This window comes from Streptomyces sp. NPDC093089, assembly GCF_044754405.1.
Lineage (GTDB): Bacteria > Actinomycetota > Actinomycetes > Streptomycetales > Streptomycetaceae > Streptomyces.
The window spans coordinates 149,631-165,156 of record NZ_JBIVPA010000013.1; the positions used below are offsets into that span (position 1 = coordinate 149,631).

Consider the following 15,526-nt stretch of genomic DNA (forward strand, 5'->3'; position numbering starts at 1 on the left):
GCCCAATCCGGGGCTAGTGCCCCTGTTCGTACCGGCGGAGCTGCTCCAGGTCGATCATGCTCGTGTCGAAGAAGCTGGTCTCGTCGAGCGCGGCGGCCTGCTGGGGCTGGGCCTGGGGGGCGTACGCCTGCTGGTCGTAGCCGTACTGACCCTGGTACGCGTACGGGTCGGGCTGCTGCTGGTACGCGTAGGGGTCCTGCTGCTGGTAGCCGTAGGACGGGTCCTGCTGGGGCTGCTGCTGGTAGCCGTACGGGTCGGGCTGCTGCTGGGCGGGGATCTGCGCCGGGGGCTGGACCTGCGCCGGCTCGGGGTCGGCGAGTTCCGCGAGGCCGGCCAGGTAGTCGGCGTCGCTGGTGTGCACCGGGCCGCCGAGGCCGTCCTGGGCGGCCATGTGCTCGCCGAGGTCGTCCGTGGCGATCCGGCCGTGCAGCTTCTGCCGGCCGCGGCCGACCGCCTCCAGGGTCTTGCTGAGCACCGCCTCGAACGCGCCGAGCTTGGCGTCCACGTACTCGTCGGCCCGCTGGATCAGGGTCTGCGGGTCGGCGCTGTACTCGGGGGCGTCCGGGTCCGCGTAGCCGTCCTGGTCGAGGCCCGGGCCGCGGCCGAGGAGCTTCTCGCGGCCCCGGTCGACGGAGCCGATGGTCTTGTTGAGGACGACCTCGAAGTTGGCGAGCTTGGAGTCGACGTAGTCGTCGGCCTCGGCCTTGACCTCCTCGGCCTCGCGGCGGGCCTCGGAGAGGATCCGGTCGGCCTCCTCCTGCGACTGCCGGGCGACCTGGGTGTCGGAGACGATCGAGCCCCGCTCGGCGTGGGCGGCCTCGATGATCCGGTCCGCCTCCTGGCGGGCCTGCTCGACCAGCTGCTCACGGCCGCCGATCAGCTCCTGGGCCTGGGCGAGGGAGCCGGGCAGGGCCTCCCGCACCTCGTCGAGCAGGGCGAGCAGCTCGGCCCGGTTGACCACGCAGGATGCCGACATGGGCATGGAGCGGGCGCCCTGTACGGTCGCGACGATCTGGTCGAGCTTCTTCTGCACGTCCACCGGGTGCTCGCCACTCTCTACAGCTGGATGGAGACGGACGGGACGACTGTACGGGCAGTCGGCTCCCGTCCGACACCAGGTGACGGACTGTCAACGGCGGTGGCCGCGCGTCACTTCCCGGTGAGGCGCTCGGTCAGCCGGCCGAGGACCGCCGGGGGGACCAGGTGGGAGACGTCGCCGCCCCAGGCCGCCACTTCCTTGACCAGCGAGGAGGACAGGAAGCTGTAGGTCGGGTTGGTGGGGACGAACAGCGTCTCCACTCCGGTGAGGCCGATGTTCATCTGGGCCATCTGCAGCTCGTAGTCGAAGTCGCTGACCGCGCGCAGGCCCTTGACGATGGCGGGGATGTCGCGCTGCTTGCAGAAGTCGACGAGGAGGCCGTGGAAGGACTCCACCTCGACGTTGCCGAAGTCGGTGGTGACCTCGCGGATCAGCTCGATCCGCTCGTCGACCGTGAAGAGGCCCTTCTTCGACTGGTTGATCATCACCGCGACGTGCACGACGTCGTACAGCTTGGACGCGCGGGCGATGATGTCGAGATGTCCGTTGGTGATGGGGTCGAATGACCCCGGACAGACGGCGCGGCGCAACGTGGGTCCCTCGCTCTCCGGTCCGGTCATCGTGCGTCTTCGCACGTAGAGGCGGCGCGACCGTACCAAAACGTTCCCTCGCCGTAGCGACGGGACCGCAGGGGTTCGAAACCGGTCGGCCAGCCGAATTCACCGCCTCGGGTGCTGCGCTCCACGGTGACGAGGGCATCCTCGCTCAGCCAGCCCCCCGAGCGCAGTGTGAGGAGAATCTCGCGGAGTTCGCCGTCCGAGACGGCGTACGGCGGGTCGAGGAAGACCAGGTCGTACGGGTCGGCCGGGGCCGGTCCCGTCACGATCTGCTCGGCCTTGCCGGTGCGGAGTTCGGCGCCGGGCAGGCGGAGCGACGCGATGTTCTCGCGGACCGTCCGGGCGGCGCGGGGCTCCGCCTCGACGAGGAGGGCGTGGGCGGCGCCCCGGGAGAGCGCCTCCAGACCGACGGCTCCGGAGCCCGCGTACAGGTCGGCGACCCTGGCTCCGTCGAGGGTGCCGAGGAACGCCTCCCAGGTGGAGAAGAGGCCCTCGCGCGCCCGGTCGGAGGTGGGGCGGGTGCCGTTGCCTGGCGGCACGGCCAGGCGGCGCCCGCCGGCCGTGCCGGCGATCACGCGGGTCATCGGTGTCCTCGTCCTGCGTCGTCCAGTGCGTACGTCTCAGGATATGACCGCGGTCGGCGCGGTGTGGTCAGCCCTTCTCCAGGTACTCCTCGCGCTCCTCGCTGAGCAGCGCGTCGAGCGCGGTGCGCAGCCCGGGGTGGGCGGTGAGGTCGGGGTCGGCGAGGACGAGGGAGGTGGCCTCCTCGCGGGCGGCGGTGATGACGTCCTCGTCGTCGATGACGGTGAGCACCCGCAGCGAGGAGCGGACGCCGGACTGGGCCTGGCCGAGGACGTCGCCCTCGCGCCGCTGTTCGAGGTCGATGCGGGAGAGCTCGAAGCCGTCGAGGGTGGCGGCGACGGCGTTCAGCCGCTGCCGGGCGGGGCTGGCCTCGGGCATCTCGCTGACGAGGAGGCACAGGCCGGGGGCGGAGCCCCGGCCGACGCGGCCGCGGAGCTGGTGCAGCTGGGAGACGCCGAAGCGGTCGGCGTCCATGATCACCATGACGGTGGCGTTGGGGACGTTGACGCCGACCTCGATGACGGTGGTGGCGACGAGGACGTCGAGCTCGCCGGCGGCGTAGCGGCGCATCACGTCGTCCTTGTCGTCGGGGTGCATGCGGCCGTGCAGGACGGCGATCCGCAGGCCCGTGAGGGGGCCGGCGCCGAGCTTCTCGGCGACGTCGAGGACGGCGAGCGGCGGGCGCTTCTCGGCCTCGTCCTCCGGGGACGCCTTGGACTTCTTCTTCTGGTCCTCCTCGTCTCCGATGCGGGGACAGACCACGTACGCCTGGTGGCCGTTCCCGACCTCCTCGCGGACCCGCTCCCACGCGCGCGCGAGGAAGTGGGGCTTGTCGGCGGCGGGGACGACGTGGCTGGCGATCGGCGAGCGGCCGGCGGGCAGCTGGTCGAGGACGGAGGTCTCCAGGTCGCCGAAGACGGTCATGGCGACGGTGCGCGGGATGGGGGTGGCGGTCATCACGAGGAGGTGGGGCGGCTGCTTCCCCTTGCCGCGGAGGGCGTCGCGCTGCTCGACGCCGAAGCGGTGCTGCTCGTCGACCACGACCAGGCCCAGGTCGTGGAACTGCACCTTGTCCTCGATCAGCGCGTGCGTGCCGATGACGATCCCGGCCTCGCCGGTGACCAGGTCGAGCAGGGCCTGGCGGCGGGCGGCGACGCCCATGGAGCCGGTGAGGAGCACGACCTTGGTGGCGCGGTCGGCGCCGCCGAGCATGCCGCCCTCGGCGAGTTCGCCCATCATCTCGGTGACGGAGCGGTGGTGCTGCTGGGCGAGGACCTCGGTGGGGGCGAGCATCGCGGCCTGTCCCCCGGCGTCGACGACGGCGAGCATGGCGCGCAGGGCCACCATCGTGTTGTGCGTCACGGTGAAGTGATCAGTCACGTAGGCATGACTCGCGTGGGTGACGCTGATGCACTGCACGGGCTTGCGTCCGACGTACTCGACCGCGCGGATCCCCCGCCGGAAGGTGTTGTACTTCGGCCTCGGGCGCATGCGACGCGCCTTCCGGGCAAGTCGGAACGGGACGTACTCGTCCGGCAATGCGATCGATACGTTGAACGCTGCCTTTTCCGGCAGCACTCGGGCCCGTCCTCCCAGCGACCGAACCAGCCATGCCACGTCGTCGGCCAGCGGCCTGGAGGCCGAACAGAACGACACGCTCATGCCTTGGACATCCACCGTCCCGTCCGTATCCATGAGCCCTTGCAGGACCGCCAGACGGTTCTTGATCGATGTGTTCTTGAAGGCGAGGGGCAGGAACTTGTCGTGCGAAGTGAGCCCCCAGAGACCGAGCTCACGCAACACGCTGATCACTGGGTTCCGCCGGGTGCCATCTCTGGGGCCCGCCAGCCCGATGGTGTGGTCGCAGCGCGAGCCGGGAACCGGTGTGACCGCGCAGTCCGGAGCCAGAGTCGAACGCACGGCAGCCAGAATTTCCTCGTCCGCCGTCGAAATGCGCAGGTTGTGCCGGAAGGATCCGTCTCCCAGCAGCAGACCGAACAGGTAGGGGTCGAGAGGCGGTGCCGAGCCGTCGTACAGATCCACCGGGGTGGCCACCGGGATGTACCACTTCGAAGAACCGTTGGCCTTGAACGTATCCGCGCGGATCTCGCGCGTCGTCATGACCTTCGGGGCCTGTCCCCGGTCCCAGGCGCAACTTGTTCCGACGATCCACAGATGCTCGTCATCGCATTCCACGGAAGTGCCGTCGGACAGTACGAGACGCCATACGTCCCGCTCGCCTTGGGGAAAGACGCCGTCGACCAGGCTGATCTCCCCGCTGGGGACCACGACCTGGTCTCCCACGGAGATGTCCCCCATCCGCCTGAAGCCCTCAGGCGTCAGGACGAGCGAGTCGAGGGGCTGCGCCTTTCCCGAACCGACTTCTCCCTGGAGGAGGCGGTGCATGGGGTGGTCGGTGGCGAGGTCGTCGAAGATCTCCCGGGAGACCTTCTGCTGGCCGTCGGTGAGGGTGAAGGGCAGCTTGGCGTCGAAGGCGTCGAGGATGCCGTCGGGGGCGGGGCGGCGGGGGACGGCGGGCAGCTGGGTGTCGGCGTGCCGCCGGCGGGCGAGGGCGACCTGGAGGACGAACGCCTCGTCCCACTTGAGCCGTTCGCGGGCGTCGGCGATGTCGGCCTTGCTGCGGGGCCGGTGGATCTTCCGCAGGGCGTCGGGCAGGTCGGCGAGGCCGCGGCCCTCGCGCAGGGCGGGCGGGAGTGGGTCGACGGCGTCGACGGCGCCGGGCAGGACGGCGTCGACGGCCTTGGCGACCTTCCAGGACTCCATCTTGGTGGTGGCCGGGTAGATCGGGATGAGGGCGCCGGCCCAGGTGTCTACGGCCTCGTCGCTGTCGCCGCGGAGGAGTTCGTACGAGGGGTGAGCGAGCTGAAGGCGCCGGTTGAAGAGCGACACCTTGCCGGCGAACATCGCGCGGGTGCCGGGGACCAGGTCCTTGTGCGGTTTGTGGACGCCCTTGCCGAAGAAGACCAGTTGTACGCGGCCGCTGCCGTCGGTGATGGTCACTTCGAGGCGCTGGCCGCGCCCCTTGGAGCCGTTGAAGGTGAGCACGCGGGCGTCGGCGACCTGGGCGACCACCGTGACGTGCTCGTCGAGCGGCAGGTCGGCGAGGGTGGTCAGCTCCCCGCGCTCGGCGTACCGGCGGGGGTAGTGGTGGAGCAGGTCGCCGACCGTGTGCAGGTCGAGCGCCTCGGCCATCACCTTGGCGGTGGCGGGGCCGAGGGACTTCTTGAGTGGTTCGTCGAGCGCGGGCACGCGTTCCATTCCACACCAAGGGACCGACAGTCGCGGCGAAGGCTGTGGACGACCGCCGGGAAAGAGGCCTATTCCACCCCGATGAGCAGCGGCGGCGCCCCCGCGCCCGCGTGGTAGGTGGTGGTGTCGACGGCGAGGTAGCCGCGGCGGACGTGCCGTTCCAGGTCGGGGGCGAGGTCGGGCGGGGTGTCGTCGGCGACGACGAGGGTGACGAGTTCGCCGCCTGCCGAGAGCATGCGGTCCAGGACGGTGCGGGCGGTCTCGGCGAGGTCGGTGCCGATGACGGCGACGTCGCCCTCGATGAGGCCGAGGACGTCGCCGGCCTGGCAGACGCCGGCCGAGGTGAAGGACTGGCGTTCGGCGACGGCGAGTTCGGCGTAGCGGGTGGCTCCGGCGGCGGCGGTCATGGCGACGACGTCCTCGTCGAAGCGCCGGTCGGGTTCGTGGACGGCGAGGGCCGCGATGCCCTGGACGGCGGCCCGGGTGGGGATGAGGGCGACGCGGATGCCCTCGGCCCTGGCGCGTTCGGCGGCGGCCGCGGCGGTCTGCCGCAGGTCGGTGTCGTTGGGGAGGAGGACGACCTCGCGCGCGTGAGCCCGGCGGATGGCGTCGACGAGTTCGTCGCCCGCGGGCTGTTCGCCGGGGCGGGTCTGGACGGTGGTCGCGCCGGCCTCGGCGCAGAGTCCGGCGAGGCCTTCGCCGGGGACGACGGCGACGACGGCGCGCTGGGCGCGTTCGCCGCGTCCGGCCGCGGCGGCGCCGTCGGCGGCGAAGTGGGTGATGCGGATCCGGTGCGGCCGACCGGCCTCGACGCCGGCCTCGACGGCGGCTCCGGCGTCGTCGACGTGCACGTGGACGTTCCAGAGCCCGTCGCCGCCGACAACGACGAGGGACTCGCCCAGGGCGTCCAGTCGGCCGCGGAGCAGTTCGACGGCGGTGTCGTCGGCCTCCAGGAGGTAGATCACCTCGTAGGCGGGTCCGCCGTCGGTGGCGCAGTCCTCGCCGGGGTCGGGTGCGACGGGGCGGTGGGGTGCCGTGGCGGGGTCGGGCGGGGCCTGTCCGGTCACGGTCTCCAGGAGCGCGCCCAGGACCGTCACGAGGCCGCGTCCGCCGGCGTCGACGACGCCGGCGCGTTCGAGGACGTCCAGCTGCCCCGAGGTGGCCGCCAGGGCCGTCCTGGCGGCGTCGTAGGCGTTCCTGGCCACCTCCACGAGGGTGCCGCCCGGGGCGCAGGCCCCGGCGGCGGCGGTGGCGACGGTGAGGATGGTGCCTTCGACGGGGTGGGCGACGGCCCTGCGGGCCGAGGTCGCCGCCTCGGCGAGGGCACGGGCGAGGTGATCCCCGTCACATCCGGTGGCGAGGATTCCGGCCATGCCGCGCAGCAGCTGGGACAGGATGGTCCCGGAGTTGCCGCGGGCGCCGAGGAGGGCGCCGTGGGCCATGGCGTGTACGGTCTCCGCGGTGTCGGGCGCGGAGGAGGCGAAGACGGCTTCGACGGCCTGGTGGGCGGCTTCCGCGGTCAGGTAGAGGTTGGTGCCGGTGTCCCCGTCGGCGACCGGGTAGACGTTGATCGCGTCGATGTCCTCGCGCTCCCGGCCGAGGGCGTCCAGCGTCCGCGCGCACCAGGTCCGGAGGGCTTCGGCGTCGAGCTCGACGAGCTCCTCGAAGGGCTGAAGGGCTCGCGACAACGGGGGTCCTCCTTCTGCGGTGAGCTCACCGCAGGGTAGACCCGGGGTGTCCGGCCCGTGACCTGGGCCCGGGGCGAGGTCGGCGGAGACCATGGTAGTTTCGTTCCACCGGAGCAGGCGTTGTATGCTGCTTCGGTTGCCCGGTCCACACCGGGCCGTTCCCCGGCAAGCCACTTCAGACTCCTGATTCCGGTGCGCCGGATTTCACTGTAATCCTGAAGTCTTTGGAGTGACCCGTGGCTGCCAACTGCGACGTCTGCGGCAAGGGGCCGGGCTTCGGCAACAACATTTCGCACTCGCACCGCCGTACGTCCCGTCGCTGGAACCCGAACATCCAGCGCGTGCGTGCCGTGGTCGGTCGGACGCCGAAGCGGCTCAACGTCTGCACCTCGTGCATCAAGGCCGGCAAGGTCTCGCGCTAATTGCGACGTTCTGTCGTAGCGCAGCCCCTGCGGTTGCCTTGAAAGGCCGGTTCACCTCGGTGAACCGGCCTTTTGCCATGCCCGGGGGCACCCGGACCGGGGACACCCGGGCCCGGGGCCGCCGTCAGGCCTCGAAGCGCCAGCCGTGGTCGACGGGGCCGATGCCCCCGCCCAGGGCGAATCCGGCGGCGATGGCCCCCGTCACGTAGTCCTTGGCCTGCCGTACCGCCTCCGGCACCGGCAGGCCCTTGGCGAGCCCCGAGGCGATCGCCGAGGCGAGGGTGCAGCCCGTGCCGTGGGTGTGCCGGTTGTCGTGGCGGGGGGCGCGCAGCCAGTGCTCCTCGGTGCCGTCCGTGAGCAGGTCGACGGCGTCCGCACCGCCGGGCAGGTGCCCGCCCTTGATCAGGACCCAGCGCGGCCCGTGGGCCAGGACCGCCTCGGCGGCCGGCCGCATGCCGCCCTCGTCGACGACGTGCACGCCGGTGAGCTGCGCGACCTCGTCCAGGTTGGGGGTGGCGACGGTCGCGCGGGGCAGCAGCCTCGTGCGGACGGAGTCGAGCGCGGCCTCGGCGAGGAGGGAGTCCCCGTGCTTGGAGACCCCGACCGGGTCGACGACGACGGGGGCACCGGTGCCGTCGAGGAGGTCGGCGACGGTCTCCACGAGCGCGGCGGAGGCCAGCATGCCGGTCTTCACGGCCTGGACGCCGATGTCGTCGACGACGGCCCGGTACTGGGCGCGCACGGCGTCCTCGGGCAGCTCCCAGACGCCCTGGACGCCCCGCGAGTTCTGGGCGGTGACGGCGGTGAGCACGCTCATGCCGTGGACGCCCAGCGCGAGCATCGTCTTCAGGTCGGCCTGGATGCCGGCGCCGCCGCCGGAGTCGGATCCGGCGACGGTCAGCACGAGCGGGGGCCGGGAGGTCACTCCGTCTCTCCGAAGTGGTCCCAGCCGCCCACGCTGTGCCAGGGCGCCCCGTCGACGGTGACCTGCGGCAGCGCGGACGGGTTGAGGACCTCGCCGATGACCTTCCAGCGGGCGGGGAGCTTCACGTCGGGCGGGAAGGTGGCCACGATGGCGTGGTCCTCTCCCCCGGTGAGCACCCACTGCATGGGGTCGACGCCGACGGCCTGGCCGATGTCGTTCATCTGGGTGGGGATGTCGATGAGCCCGGAGCGCAGGTCGATGCGGACCTTGCTGGCCTCGGCGATGTGGCCGAGGTCGGCGATGAGCCCGTCGCTGACGTCGCACATGGCGGTGGCGCCGAGTCCGGCGGCCGCCGGGCCCGCGTGGTACGGCGGTTCGGGCCTGCGGTGCGCCTCGACGAAGGCCCGCGGGGACCGGAAGCCGCGGGAGAGGACCGCGTATCCGGCGGCGGACCAGCCGAGCCAGCCGGTGTAGGCGACGACGTCGCCGGGCTGGGCCCCGCCCCGGGTCACCGGGTCGTGGTTGCGCAGATCGCCGAGCGCGGTGATGGACACCATGATCGTGTCGCCGCGGACGACGTCGCCGCCGACCACCGCCGCGCCCGCGACCTGACATTCATCGCGCAGTCCGTCCATGAGTTCGGTGGCCCAGGTGACGGGGAGCTCGGCGGGTACGACGAGGCCGAGGAGGAGCGCGGTGGGGACCGCGCCCATGGCCGCGATGTCGGCGAGGTTCTGCGCGGCGGCCTTGCGGCCGACGTCGTAGGCCGTCGACCAGTCGCGGCGGAAGTGACGTCCTTCGAGGAGGATGTCCGTGCTGGCCACCACGCGCCGGTCGGGGGCGGAGACGACCGCGGCGTCGTCGCCGGGCCCGATCCGCACCGCCGGGGTGGAGGTGAGCCGGGACGTGAGCTCTCTGATGAGCCCGAACTCGCCCAGCTCTCCGACTGTGCCCTTCACCGCGTCTCACCTCGTGTCTTCGTGCCGGCGGGCGGGCGGGGGCGCGTCTGGGCGCGCCGCGGGTCGCGGGCCGTCACCGTGCTGGGTACCGTCAAGTAGACCGTCAACTTCTGTCCTGCGTACGCCACACCCCGGGTGCCCCGGAACGCGGGGGTCTCCCCGCGGCCCGCGGCGACGCGGTACCGTGGCGTCTCTTTCTCCCACAAGATCCTCGTGGTCGCCCTGGAGGTTCCGTGGTTCAGGCGTACATCCTCATCCAGACCGAGGTGGGCAAGGCGTCGACCGTCGCCGACACCATCTCCAAGATCCCGGGGGTGCTCCAGGCGGAAGACGTGACCGGTCCTTACGACGTCATCGTGCGCGCGCAGGCGGACACGGTCGACGAGCTCGGCCGCATGGTGGTGGCCAAGGTCCAGCAAGTGGACGGCATCACGCGCACCCTCACCTGCCCGGTCGTTCATCTGTAGCCCCCGTCTACCCTTGGCCGGTGATGTCTGCCCACCGGCCTTTCGGCCTGCCCGCCGCCGTGTCGACCGCCGTCCTGCTGCTGGCCGTCGCCGGCTGCTCCTCGACGGGCGCCGCGGCGTCCGTCGAGGTTCCCAGCCCCCCGGTGGAGGAGGCCGCCCTCTGCCAGGCCTTGGCGAAGGAGCTTCCCGACACCGTGGCGGGGCTGGAACGGAGTGATCCGGAGCCCGGCTCCGAGCTGACCGCCGGGTGGGGTGACGGTGCGATCGTACTGCGCTGCGGGGTCCCCCGGCCCGAAAAGATGAGCGACCCGAAGTCGCAGGGCGTCTCCGCGAACGGCGTGCGCTGGATGCTGGAGTTCGCGGAGGGCGGCGGCCCCCGTTTCACCACGGTGTACCGGAAGACCTACGTCGAGGTGAGCCTCGACGAGCGGTTCGCGCACGACGTCGGTCCGCTGGTGGATCTCGCCTCCCCCGTGGCGAGGACGATCCCCTGCGGCCTGGATCCGGAGTGCGGCTGACCCGCACCCCGGACCGTGCGTTCCGGTGCGTCTAGCGCAGACCCGTGGAGCGGTTCAGCGCCGCCTGGATGAGCCGGTCGACGAGCTCCGGGTAGCCGACGCCGCTCTCCTGCCACATGCGCGGGTACATGGAGATCGGCGTGAAGCCCGGCATGGTGTTGATCTCGTTGATGACGAACTCGCCGTCCTCGGTGAGGAAGAAGTCCGCGCGGACCAGTCCCTCGCAGGAGACGGCCTCGTAGGCGGCGACGGCCAGGCGCTGGACCTCGGCGGTGGCCTCGTCCCCGATCGGGGCGGGCACGATGCCGGAGGCCGAGTCGATGTACTTGGCCTCGAAGTCGTAGAAGTCGTGGTTCGTGACCGGCGGGATCTCGGCCGGCACGCTGGCGCGCGGGCCGTCCTCGAACTCCAGGACGCCGCACTCGATCTCGCGGCCGCGCAGCAGCGACTCGACGAGGATCTTGGGGTCGTGGCGGCGGGCCTCCTCGATGGCCTCGTCCAGGCCGGAGAGGTCGTCGACCTTGGTGATGCCCATGGACGAGCCGCCGCGGGCCGGCTTCACGAAGAGCGGCCAGCCGTGGTCGGCGGCGAACTCGACGATCCTCTTGCGGGCGGCGGCCGGGTTCTGCTCCCACTCGCGGGGGCGGATGACCTCGTACGGGCCGACCGGGAGGCCGAAGGAGACGAAGACACGCTTCATGTACTCCTTGTCCTGACCGACGGCGGAGGCGAGGACGCCCGCGCCGACGTAGGGGACGCCGGAGAGCTCCAGGAGGCCCTGGAGGGTGCCGTCCTCGCCGTACGGGCCGTGGAGCATGGGGAAGACCACGTCGACCTCGCCGAGGGCCTTCGGCACGGTGCCGGCCTCGGTGAGGACGACCTCGCGGTTGGCGGGGTCGACGGAGAGGACGACGCCGCCCTCGGCGGACTCGGCCAGGTCGGCGACGTTCGGCAGGGCGCGGTCGGCGATGGCCATGCGCTCGGGGGCGTCGGCGGTGAGCGCCCAGCGCCCGTCCGTCGTGATGCCGATGGGCAGCACGTCGTACTTGTCCCGGTCGATGGCGCTCAGGACGGCGCCGGCCGTGACGACGGAGATGGCGTGCTCGGAGCTGCGTCCGCCGAAGACGACGGCCACGCGCGGCTTGCGGGGGCTCTGGGTGTTCTCGCTCATATCGCGATGAGCGTACCTTGCGACTCCCGAACTGCTGAGCGCCCCGCTGCCGCCGCGCGCGTACGGCGCAGCGGGCGCGCGGCGGACGGCCGGAGGGGGTTCCAGGGCCTGTCTGACAATTCGCGTCGGATCAGGCCGGGGCGTTCGGTGCGTGCGATCGGTGTGCGGCCGGGGCGCCCTCGTAGCCGGGCTACTTGGGCGTTTCGGCCGTGCGCCGAGCGTGCGTGCCGGGCGGGCCGGACCCAGCGGGAATTGTCGGACAGGCCCTAGCGGCGTTCGGGCTTGGCCGAGCGCGACATCAGTTCCTTGAGCGCGACGATCGGCGGCTTGCCGTCGTGGACGATCGAGACGACGGTCTCGGTGATCGGCATGTCGACGCCGTGGCGGCGGCCCAGATCGAGCACGGACTCGCAGGACTTGACGCCCTCGGCGGTCTGCTTGGTGGCCGCGATGGTCTCCTGGAGGGTCATCCCGCGGCCGAGGTTGGTGCCGAAGGTGTTGTTCCGGGAGAGCGGCGAGGAGCAGGTGGCGACCAGGTCGCCGAGACCGGCGAGGCCGGAGAAGGTGAGCGGGTCGGCGCCCATGGCGAGGCCGAGGCGGGTGGTCTCGGCGAGGCCGCGGGTGATGAGCGTGGCCTTGGAGTTGTCGCCGAGGCCCATGCCGTTGGCGATGCCGACGGCGAGGCCGATGACGTTCTTCACGGCGCCGCCGAGCTCGCAGCCCACCACGTCGGTGTTGGTGTACGGGCGGAAGTACGGGGTCATGCAGGCGGCCTGGAGCCGCTGGGCGACCGTCTCGTCGACGCAGGCGGCGACGGCGGCGGCGGGCTGCCGGGCGGCGATCTCCTTGGCCAGGTTAGGGCCGGTGAGGACGGCCACGCGCCCGGCGGGCACGTCGGCGACCTCGGTGATCACCTCGCTCATCCGCTTGGCGGTACCGAGTTCGACGCCCTTCATGAGGGAGACGAGGACGGTGTCCGGGGCGAGCAGCGGCTTCCAGGCGGCGAGGTTGCCGCGCAGGGTCTGGGAGGGGACGACGAGGACGGTGAAGTCGGCGTCGTGGGCGGCCTCGGCCGGGTCCGCGGTGGCCGTGATCGCCCCCGGGAGTTCGACGCCGGGGAGGTAGTCGGGGTTGGTCCGGGTGGTGTTGATCTCCTTCGCGAGTTCGGCGCGGCGGCCCCAGAGGCTCACCTCGCACCCCGCGTCGGCGAGCACCATGGCGAAGGCGGTGCCCCAGGATCCGTTGCCGAAGACGGCTGCCTTGGTCACTTGGTGCCCTCCTCGGCGGCCTTGCGCCGCTGCTCCAGGCGGGCCCTGCGGTGGTCGTACGGTTCGGCGGGCGCCTTCTCGCCGCGGACCTCCTCCAGGAGGGCGGTGACGGCGGCCATGATGACCTCGGTGGCCTCGCGGAGCACCTCGGGGGTCGGTTCGAGGCCGTGGAAGCGGGAGAGGTCGACGGGCGGACCGGCCTGCACGATCAGCGTCTTGCGGGGGAACAGGCTGAGCTTGTTCTCCTTGGCGTACGGCGGCATCGCGAGGTTGGCGCCCCACTGGGCCACCGGGATGACGGGGGCCTTGGTGAGCAGCGCGACGCGGGCGGCGCCGGTCTTGCCGGCCATGGGCCACATCTCGGGGTCGCGGGTGAGGGTGCCCTCGGGGTAGAAGGCGACGCACTCCCCGCGCTCGATGGCGTCGACGGCGGCGCGGAAGGCGTCCAGCGCGTTGGTGGTCTCGCGGTAGACGGGGATCTGCCCGGTGTTGCGGAGCATGGTGGCGACGAAGCCGCCCTTGAAGAGGCCCGCCTTGGCGAGGAAGCGCGGGACGCGCCCGGTGTTGTACTGGTAGTGCGCGTACGACAACGGGTCCAGGTAGGAGTTGTGGTTGACCGCGGTGATGAATCCGCCGTCGGCCGGAACGTGCTCCATACCGCGCCAGTCCCGCTTGAACAGAACCACCAGGGGGGGTTTGGCGATGACCGCCGCGAGGCGGTACCAGAAGCCGATTCTGCGGCGGGGCACTCGGACACCTTTCTCCGGACTGGCTGGCAGGGGGTCAAGTCTCGCCCCGTGCTCCTGCTGTGTCGAGGACACCGTACGCCCCGGACCCCGCCGCGGGCCGCGTGGGCGGGACAGAATGGGCCGCGATGAACACGGACACGGACGACGACTGGTCGCTGGTCGTACCTCTGAAGCCCCTTGCCCTGGCGAAGAGCAGACTGGCAGCGGCGGCGGGAGCCCGGTTACGCCCCCGGCTCGCGCTGGCGTTCGCCGAGGACACCGTGGGGGCGGTGCTGAACTGCGCGCGGGTACGGAATGTGGTGGTCGTCACGGACGATCCCGCGGCCGGCGCGGCGCTCGCGGCCCTCGGCGCCCGGATCGTGCCGGACCTCCCGGCGGCGGGGCTCAACGCGGCGCTCGGGCACGGGGTCCGCGCGGTGCGGGCCGGTCGGCCGCACGCGCGCGTGGCCGCGCTCAACGCGGACCTGCCGGCGCTGCGGCCCGCGGAGCTGACCCGGGTCCTGGACGCGGCCCGGAATTTTCCGAGGGCATTTCTCGCGGATGCCGCCGAAATAGGTACGACATTCCTCTCGGCGGGTCCGGGGGTGGAATTGGAACCGGCATTCGGCGGCGCGTCGAGGTTGCGGCATTTGTCTTCGGGAGCGGTGGAAATCCGGCTCGCCGGGGTGGATTCCGTACGCCGGGACGTGGACACCGGGGAGGACCTCGCGGCGGCCGGGGCGCTCGGGCTCGGCCCGCGGACGGCCGCCCGGTGGCTGCCGGTGGCCGGATAGGCTGCGGTCCATGCAGGCGACCGCGTTCACGTACGACCCCGAGACCCGCAGCGGCAGTGTGCTGCTCGACGACGGCACCCCCGTGGAGTTCGGGGCGGAGGCCTTCGAGGCGGGCGGGCTGCTCCTGCTGCGGCCGGGCCAGCGGGTGCGGATCGAGACGGAGCCCGGCACCTCGGGGGCCGGGTCGCGGATCACGCTGGTGACGCTGCAGACCTTCTGACCCGGGCCTCCCGCGCCGCCGGGGGGCGTGGACGCGCCGCGGGCCGGGCTCCCTGGGGGGAGCCCGGCCCGGCGGATGTGTACCGCACGTCGTTACTTCTTGGCGGCGGCCTTCTTGGCGGTCGTCTTGCGCGCCGTCGTCTTCTTGGCGGGCGCCTTCGTCGCCGTGGCCTTCTTCGCCGCCGGCGCGGTCTTCTTCGCCGCGGCCTTGGTGACCTTCTTGGCGGCGGCCGTGGTGGCCTTCTTCGCCGGGGTCGCCTTCTTCGCGGCGGCCGTGGTGGTGGCCCTCTTCGCCGGGGTCGCCTTCTTCGCGGCGGCCGTGGTGGTGGCCTTCTTCGCGGGCGTCGCCTTCTTCGCGGCGGCCGTCGTGACCTTCTTCGCCGGGGTCGCCTTCTTCGCGGCGGCCTTCTTGGCGGTGGTGGCCCTCTTCGCGGCGGCCTTCTTCACCGTCGCGGAGGCGCCACCGGTGAGGCTGCCCTTGGGCGCCTTCTTGACGGAGACCTCGCCTCCCTTGGGGAGCTTCTTCGAGCCGCTGACCAGGTCCTTGAAGCCCTGACCTGCACGGAAGCGCGGGACCGAGGTCTTCTTGACCCGCACGCGCTCACCCGTCTGGGGGTTGCGGGCGTAGCGGGCCGGACGGTCGACCTTCTCGAACGAGCCGAAGCCCGTGACCGAGACCCGGTCACCGGCGACCACGGCACGCACGATGGCGTCGAGCACGTGGTCGACGGCTTCGGCGGCCTGCTGACGACCGCCCATCTTGTCGGCAATCGCTTCTACGAGCTGCGCCTTGTTCACGTCTTCCCCTTCGGAGACATTGCCAGAACGAAAGTGTTCAAGCTTTTTCGCACGTTAGGCA

At 71.9% G+C, this 15,526-nt stretch carries 16 protein-coding genes; 5 read left to right on the forward strand and 11 right to left on the reverse strand.

Annotation, left to right across the window (positions count from 1 at the left end):
• Positions 1–13 precede the first annotated feature (13 nt).
• The 5 genes from ACIQFX_RS28635 to ACIQFX_RS28655 all read right to left on the reverse strand — a co-directional run bounded on the left by ACIQFX_RS28635 (position 14) and on the right by ACIQFX_RS28655 (position 7,196).
• Entirely contained in the window at positions 14–1,039 is a 1,026-nt protein-coding gene (locus tag ACIQFX_RS28635) for an ATP synthase F0 subunit B (protein WP_402469083.1), read from the reverse strand.
• Positions 1,040–1,149: 110 nt separating this feature from the next.
• Positions 1,150–1,629, reverse strand: a complete 480-nt coding sequence (gene coaD, locus ACIQFX_RS28640) for a pantetheine-phosphate adenylyltransferase (RefSeq protein WP_402469344.1) — start codon at positions 1,627–1,629, stop codon at positions 1,150–1,152.
• Positions 1,630–1,655: 26 nt separating this feature from the next.
• Positions 1,656–2,240 carry a 16S rRNA (guanine(966)-N(2))-methyltransferase RsmD gene (gene rsmD / locus ACIQFX_RS28645; RefSeq protein WP_402469085.1) on the reverse strand — a complete coding sequence of 195 codons (585 nt, stop codon included), beginning with the start codon at positions 2,238–2,240 and terminating at the stop codon, positions 1,656–1,658.
• Between the two features lie 67 nt (positions 2,241–2,307).
• On the reverse strand, positions 2,308–5,517 hold the full coding sequence (locus ACIQFX_RS28650) for a helicase-related protein (protein ID WP_402469087.1): 3,210 nt from the start codon (positions 5,515–5,517) through the stop codon (positions 2,308–2,310).
• 59 nt (positions 5,518–5,576) lie between these two features.
• Entirely contained in the window at positions 5,577–7,196 is a 1,620-nt protein-coding gene (locus tag ACIQFX_RS28655) for a DAK2 domain-containing protein (protein WP_402469090.1), read from the reverse strand.
• A 236-nt stretch (positions 7,197–7,432) separates the two neighbouring features.
• Here ACIQFX_RS28655 and rpmB point away from each other — a divergent pair, with 236 nt between their 5' ends.
• Positions 7,433–7,618, forward strand: coding sequence for a 50S ribosomal protein L28 (gene rpmB, locus ACIQFX_RS28660; protein ID WP_003957616.1), 186 nt, complete (start codon positions 7,433–7,435; stop codon positions 7,616–7,618).
• Positions 7,619–7,742: 124 nt separating this feature from the next.
• Here the strand turns inward: rpmB and thiD are convergent, their stop codons facing one another.
• Both thiD and ACIQFX_RS28670 read right to left on the reverse strand, forming a co-directional pair.
• A complete protein-coding gene (gene thiD / locus ACIQFX_RS28665; protein ID WP_402469092.1) occupies positions 7,743–8,543 on the reverse strand; it encodes a bifunctional hydroxymethylpyrimidine kinase/phosphomethylpyrimidine kinase in 801 nt (266 codons plus the stop codon).
• Positions 8,540–9,502 (reverse strand): thiamine-phosphate kinase, encoded by a 963-nt coding sequence (locus tag ACIQFX_RS28670; protein ID WP_017235962.1) that lies wholly within the window; start codon positions 9,500–9,502, stop codon positions 8,540–8,542. Before ACIQFX_RS28670 ends, thiD begins: the two co-directional genes overlap by 4 nt.
• Positions 9,503–9,735: 233 nt before the next feature.
• Between ACIQFX_RS28670 and ACIQFX_RS28675 the strand changes: the two genes are divergently transcribed.
• Both ACIQFX_RS28675 and ACIQFX_RS28680 read left to right on the forward strand, forming a co-directional pair.
• Entirely contained in the window at positions 9,736–9,969 is a 234-nt protein-coding gene (locus ACIQFX_RS28675; protein ID WP_015036438.1) for an Lrp/AsnC family transcriptional regulator, read from the forward strand.
• 23 nt (positions 9,970–9,992) lie between these two features.
• Positions 9,993–10,487, forward strand: a complete 495-nt coding sequence (locus ACIQFX_RS28680; RefSeq protein ID WP_402469347.1) for a DUF3515 domain-containing protein — start codon at positions 9,993–9,995, stop codon at positions 10,485–10,487.
• A 31-nt stretch (positions 10,488–10,518) separates the two neighbouring features.
• On the opposite strand, the gene ACIQFX_RS28685 is transcribed toward ACIQFX_RS28680, so the two are convergent.
• From ACIQFX_RS28685 to ACIQFX_RS28695, 3 genes are all read right to left on the reverse strand, one after another.
• A complete protein-coding gene (locus ACIQFX_RS28685) occupies positions 10,519–11,658 on the reverse strand; it encodes a D-alanine--D-alanine ligase family protein (RefSeq protein WP_402469097.1) in 1,140 nt (379 codons plus the stop codon).
• 266 nt (positions 11,659–11,924) lie between these two features.
• Positions 11,925–12,926, reverse strand: a complete 1,002-nt coding sequence (locus tag ACIQFX_RS28690; protein WP_402469099.1) for an NAD(P)H-dependent glycerol-3-phosphate dehydrogenase — start codon at positions 12,924–12,926, stop codon at positions 11,925–11,927.
• Positions 12,923–13,675, reverse strand: coding sequence for a lysophospholipid acyltransferase family protein (locus ACIQFX_RS28695; RefSeq protein ID WP_402469102.1), 753 nt, complete (start codon positions 13,673–13,675; stop codon positions 12,923–12,925). The genes ACIQFX_RS28690 and ACIQFX_RS28695 overlap by 4 nt, the downstream gene beginning before the upstream one ends.
• Before the next feature lie 125 nt (positions 13,676–13,800).
• Between ACIQFX_RS28695 and cofC the strand changes: the two genes are divergently transcribed.
• Positions 13,801–14,448, forward strand: a complete 648-nt coding sequence (cofC, locus tag ACIQFX_RS28700) for a 2-phospho-L-lactate guanylyltransferase (RefSeq protein ID WP_402469104.1) — start codon at positions 13,801–13,803, stop codon at positions 14,446–14,448.
• Between the two features lie 10 nt (positions 14,449–14,458).
• Complete coding sequence (locus tag ACIQFX_RS28705) at positions 14,459–14,668, forward strand: hypothetical protein (protein ID WP_367824174.1); 210 nt, start codon at positions 14,459–14,461, stop codon at positions 14,666–14,668.
• A gap of 92 nt (positions 14,669–14,760) precedes the next feature.
• Here the strand turns inward: ACIQFX_RS28705 and ACIQFX_RS28710 are convergent, their stop codons facing one another.
• On the reverse strand, positions 14,761–15,465 hold the full coding sequence (locus ACIQFX_RS28710; RefSeq protein ID WP_402469108.1) for an HU family DNA-binding protein: 705 nt from the start codon (positions 15,463–15,465) through the stop codon (positions 14,761–14,763).
• Positions 15,466–15,526 lie beyond the last annotated feature (61 nt).